The sequence below is a fragment of the Vallitalea sp. genome (assembly GCF_025211055.1).
GTDB lineage: Bacteria > Bacillota > Clostridia > Lachnospirales > Vallitaleaceae > Vallitalea.
The window spans coordinates 1-4,586 of record NZ_JAOARO010000008.1 but is presented as its reverse complement, the minus strand read 5'-3'; the positions used below and the strand labels follow the sequence as shown (position 1 = coordinate 4,586).

The following is a 4,586-nucleotide window of genomic DNA, read 5'->3' as shown; positions in this document are numbered from 1 at the left end:
GTCCACGACCCATTAAACCCTATTACCTATCTTTTCTAAATTCCCTATATAGGGCAGTTCGTATAATAGAATGACAGTAACACGCTTCATTCAGAGAATGAAAAAGAACACGCATAATTTTAATGACATATTGCATATCTTCACCCCCAATAGCTATAGGATTCAGCTGTTTTGTTGACTGAACAGCTTATATCATAGGGTTTATTAGAGGTCAATGATTATTTTAAATAATTTTTTATTGTTCTTTGTCCTGACGATAAGTAAGACACAAAAAAAATAGCTAATTTTTTGACATAGCTATCTAATAAATAGTGGTTTATCCACTTATAATTATTAATGAATATAAGCGTTACTGTTATATTGATTTTTTATAGAAAATACAATTATCTTTTATGTGGGATTGATTAAATCCTAAAGCTGTATGTGCCTGCTGACTAACCTTGTTATGTAATTCTACATCAGATGCTATTTCTAAGCAGTTATTTGCTCTAAGCCAATTTTCTGCTATTTTAACAAGATTTTTTCCTGTCCCTTTCCTTCTTAAATCTTTATCAACATACCAACCTTCAATGTAACCGACAGGTTTTGAATCACAGAAATTTAATTCTGGGTATAGCGTCATTTCTATAAAACCTCCTAACTTTCCATCATCACGAACAACAACAAATGCAGTCCATGATAATTCATTCTTATAGAAATTTTTGCCTTTTAAGATATATTCCATTTCATCCCATAATTCTTTTTCAGTATGATGTGACCAGAGAGCATAACGCATTCTATGATACTCATTTTTTTCAATTTCGTTATTAGCTATTTGTCTATATTTCAATATAGTACCTCCAGTTACTGATATAAATACAATTTTTTATTTGATTAGAAATTTCTTTTTTGGCAATGTTATTATAGAATAGTTATTCGTTAAGATTTTAGTTTCATCATCTTAGTCATATTCTTTATATAATCATCCCAATAAGGAAAGTTTCTCTTCTTTCTAATTCTGATTTTTCTCGTAGCTTACTAGATGATTCTTTATGGTTTATAACAAATGTTTTATGTGCATATCCACATAGTAGAATATGTGTTGTAACATTATTAAGTGAATCTTCGATTATATCAGAAGTGCTATATCAATATTTCCACGTGTTGCGTGAACACATAGAATCTTATACCCATGTACATATAAGGATTGTGTTTTAATTTCATTAAAAGCATAATTTCATTTTTACTAGTTGGGCATCTAACTTTTTCCACTTGTTTAAACCATTCATCTATATTACTTTTACTTCAAACAAAAGGATTAAGTTTCTTTAGGGTATTAATAACATACTTTGTTTGTGATCCTTTACATATACAAAGCCAAGAATAATCTTTTAATATCCTTTTCTTTTATATCTTCAATGATAGCTCGTTGAGCACGACATTAATATAAATATCTGCAAATATTGCAATGTTAATATATATATTCATATTACTCCCTCTCCATAGTTCAAAAATATAAGAGTATCTCCTAATAGACTTATTATATCAATATAGAAGAACAAAGAACAATAAAAAATTATTTAAAATAATCATTGACCTCTAATAAACCCTATGATAGACCAAAGCTAGTCAACAAAACAGCTGAATCCTATAGCTATTGGGGGTGAAGATATGCAATATGTCATTAAAATTATGCGTGTTCTTTTTCATTGTCTGAATGAAGCGTGTTACTGTCATTCTATTATACGAACTGCCCTATATAGGGAATTTAGAAAAGATAGGTAATAGGGTTTAATGGGTCGTGGACATATAGATGGCTCTTGGTTTCTATGACCCCAGAGAAAGACCCTGAAAAGATTTAAGAGGGGGGAAGATCTTTTAAACACTTCGTAGCACCTACCCTAGATGGTCTTGCTCTCTTCTCTTGGCTATTGATTTTACTTGGAAAACTAAAAAGGTCGCCATATCTCCCAAGTACGGGCATACTTGGAAGCATATGCAGGTATCACAGTACCTACACATACAGCATTCGCTGTTATAGCAACCTTTCTATTCATTATAGATAATTCTACATGGTTTTACAAGTGTAGGTTTGCACTTTTTTGTTTTCCTTTCAACTACTTTGGAAGGAGATAATTACTATGAATTTACGTACTTTAACAGTTTGTAGCGTTACTAATTACCTTGGATTTAGGAAGGGGTATTCCACCTATCCAGTTATTAGGCTTCAAGGGAAATGGCTTGAGAAGCATGGTTTTAACATTGGTGATAAGATACACGTTATAGAAGATAAGGAACAGTTAATTATTAAGATTAAGAAAGATTAGGGAGAGTGATTTGTTATGGCTAGAGTAAGGTACAGTACCACTTTAGATGAAGATTTATTGACTATGGCGAAGCATAGGGCATCATTAATTGAAGAATTACATGGAGCAAATGACATCATTGAACAAGCTTTGAGATTCTATTTTCGTAACGCTTCTGTTACTGTTTGGGAGAAAAGCGTTAATACAGAAGATGACAACAAGGACAAGTATTTTCAAAAGCTTATTTTACGGTCAAATCGCTTGGTTTTAGAAAATGTCAAAGACCGTACAGTTATTAAGAAATATGACTCCGAAGCTGTCAGTCCAAAGACTCTTAAAGAGGGTGGTTGGACGAAGGTTTGGGATATATCGAAGATAATGCCCCACTAATTACGCTATGAAGGGAGTAGGCAGTTTATTACTTGCAGGAGTATGTTGCATTTATTAAGTGTAAAACTGATACTATCCATGTGAAGCTGTCTTATTCCTTCTATATACATTACTATTTATACAATTAAGTGTTTAACCATTGGCTTTACTGCTAGAGCCATTGTTTAAGAATTTAATGCGTACTTTGACAACTGAATATGTTGTTTTTATGCTATCTTTCTGTTCTGATTAGGAAATGTAAAAGCTAACTGGACTATCGTTGTACGGCTGTTTAATAACAGTTTGATACTGGTGTTGTGGATGTTTGCGTTTTTATTCATCAGAAATGGAGTGATACAGATGCACAAGAAACAAAGGTATTTATATGTAGGGGTTGACCCTCACCGTAAGAGCCATACAGCTATCGTCATGAACTGTTGGCATGAGGTGATAGGGTCTATTAAGATTGAAAATAAACCGTCAGGCTTTCGGGAACTATTAGACTTGGTACGTACTTATGAAATTGTTTATTCGCTACAAGCTATTTATGGTCTTGAAGATGTTGGGGGAGTTGGTAGAGCCTTATGCCATTTTCTCATTGATAATGGACAACAAGTAAAGTTTGTCAATTCTTCTCTAAGTGCACAGGAAGCTAAGAAAAATACAACATTACATAAGACAGATGAATACGACGCTTTTTGCGTAGCAAAGGTGCTTTTAGACGAGTTGGACAGGCTAGAAGATGTCACCAAAGATAATGGTATCTATTATAAGATTAGTCAATTGATGACTAGACGTAATAAACTTGTTGACCAACGTATTTCTGTTGTTAATCAGCTACATATGCAACTAACTTTTCAATACTATAACTATAACAAATTCTTTAGTGAATTAACTGGTAAGACAGCCTTAGCCTTTTGGTACAAGTATCCTAGTGCCAAGTATTTAGAGCATGTATCAATAGCAGAATTAGGCGAGTTCCTTAGTGTAGAAAGCCATAATTACCTTAATCACAAAAGGGCTAAGTTTATTCTTGACTTGATTGCAGAAGATGGGGATAGACTGGCTCATGATGAAACAAGGTGCTTTCTTATTCGTAGTTATGTAAATGACATCAGATATAAGAAACAAGAAATTTCTGCTATAGATGAACTATTACAGGCTTATATTGATGAACTAGAGGTTAATCTCCAATCTTTCAGTGGTATTGACCTTATTACATCAGCACAGTTATTATCTGAAATAGGTGATATTAATCGGTTTAAGACTTCTGCAAAACTTGCACGTTACAGTGGCATTGCCCCAGTAACTTATAGTTCGGGGTCTACAGAAAAGAACTTTAGAAATCAACGAGGAAATCGGAAATTGAATAGTATTTTCTTTTATATTGCCATTCGACAAGTAGGGACACACAGAAGCACAGGAACACCTAAGAACCCCATTCTATATGAATACTATCATAGAAAAATATCAGAAGGTAAAACAAAGTCACAAGCCTTGGTTTGCGTTTCTAGGCGATTAGTCAATATCGTCTATAACATGCTAAAATACAAGAAGGAATATACCATTCCATCAATTGAGACAAGGAATAATAATGCTACTTCTAAATGTGGCTAGGATTGAATTTTAAGTACTATCCATTATCATGATTGATTGAAATATCATGATTGACACAATTAACATGAAATTATCTGCTATAATAAAAATACTACAGAGAATAAAAGTGCTGTATCATCCCATCACCAGTGATATATAAATAGATGTGATATTATGACTTATCATCAGTATGATACTATCCGATATATATTATAATCCTACATCTATTTATATATGAACTATAAATCAGTGGTTAACTCATTATGTTAACTGCATTAATGATAAAAGGAATATTCTATTCCTACATTATATTTAGATTTATAGTTATGGATAGTT

General features: G+C 32.5%; 4 protein-coding genes. 3 read left to right on the top strand and 1 reads right to left on the bottom strand.

From position 1 onward, the window contains the following. Positions 1 to 355 precede the first annotated feature (355 nt). Positions 356 to 829 carry a GNAT family N-acetyltransferase gene (locus tag N4A55_RS01300; protein ID WP_293753600.1) on the bottom strand — a complete coding sequence of 158 codons (474 nt, stop codon included), beginning with the start codon at positions 827 to 829 and terminating at the stop codon, positions 356 to 358. Between the two features lie 1,291 nt (positions 830 to 2,120). On the opposite strand from N4A55_RS01300, the gene N4A55_RS01295 reads away from it, so the two are divergent. The 3 genes from N4A55_RS01295 (at position 2,121) to N4A55_RS01285 (ending at position 4,271) form a co-directional block, all read left to right on the top strand. Beyond that, positions 2,121 to 2,306: a SymE family type I addiction module toxin gene (locus N4A55_RS01295; RefSeq protein ID WP_293753599.1), complete on the top strand. Its 186-nt coding sequence runs from the start codon at positions 2,121 to 2,123 to the stop codon at positions 2,304 to 2,306. A gap of 15 nt (positions 2,307 to 2,321) precedes the next feature. Further along, positions 2,322 to 2,675, top strand: a complete 354-nt coding sequence (locus N4A55_RS01290; protein ID WP_293753598.1) for a hypothetical protein — start codon at positions 2,322 to 2,324, stop codon at positions 2,673 to 2,675. 339 nt (positions 2,676 to 3,014) lie between these two features. Further along, on the top strand, positions 3,015 to 4,271 hold the full coding sequence (locus N4A55_RS01285; RefSeq protein ID WP_293753597.1) for an IS110 family transposase: 1,257 nt from the start codon (positions 3,015 to 3,017) through the stop codon (positions 4,269 to 4,271). Positions 4,272 to 4,586 lie beyond the last annotated feature (315 nt).